Source organism: Limosilactobacillus coleohominis, assembly GCF_016901675.1.
GTDB lineage: Bacteria > Bacillota > Bacilli > Lactobacillales > Lactobacillaceae > Limosilactobacillus > Limosilactobacillus intestinavium.
In genome coordinates, this window is record NZ_JACJKU010000178.1 from 1 (window position 1) to 634 (window position 634).

Genomic DNA, 634 nt, shown 5'->3' on the forward strand with positions numbered 1-634 from the left:
TTGATCAGCATTACTTTGTACATTTACGTCATGATACAAATAGTGTTAATGATCACGTTACTAAGAATGAGACAATTCACTACGTTTACGAAAATGGCAAGACAGCCAAACCTGATTACACCACCAATACGACATTTACTCGGACTGGTACTCAAGATCTAGTAACCAATAAGATCACTTGGAGTAGTTGGACGCCAGAAAGTCATGACTTCAAAGAAGTCGATTCACCAGCAATTGCAGGTTATACTCCAGATATTGCCAAAGTAAATTCGCAAACTGTAAGTCCAACAGATCAGGATATTGAAAAGACAGTTACATATTATGCTGATAAGCAAAAGCTAGATGTAACCTTCATTGACGATACCACTGGACACACTTTGAAAATAGTCAATCAAGAAGGTCCAAGTGACAGTCAAGCTAAGTACACTACTGGTAATGATATTAAGAACTATGAGGATTTGCATTATGTTCTCGTTAGTGATGATACTAATAAGGGTGTATTAACGTTTGATCATGATAGTAAAATTGATCAGCATTACTTTGTACATTTACGTCATGATACAAATAGTGTTAATGATCACGTTACTAAGAATGAGACAATTCACTACGTTTACGAAAATGGCAAGACAGCCAA

At 36.0% G+C, this 634-nt stretch carries 1 protein-coding gene; it reads left to right on the forward strand.

The genetic code is table 11. The features are described 5' to 3' along the window. Positions 1-634 (forward strand): mucin-binding protein (locus H5975_RS08410; protein WP_428832692.1); only part of this gene is annotated, 634 nt, incomplete at both ends.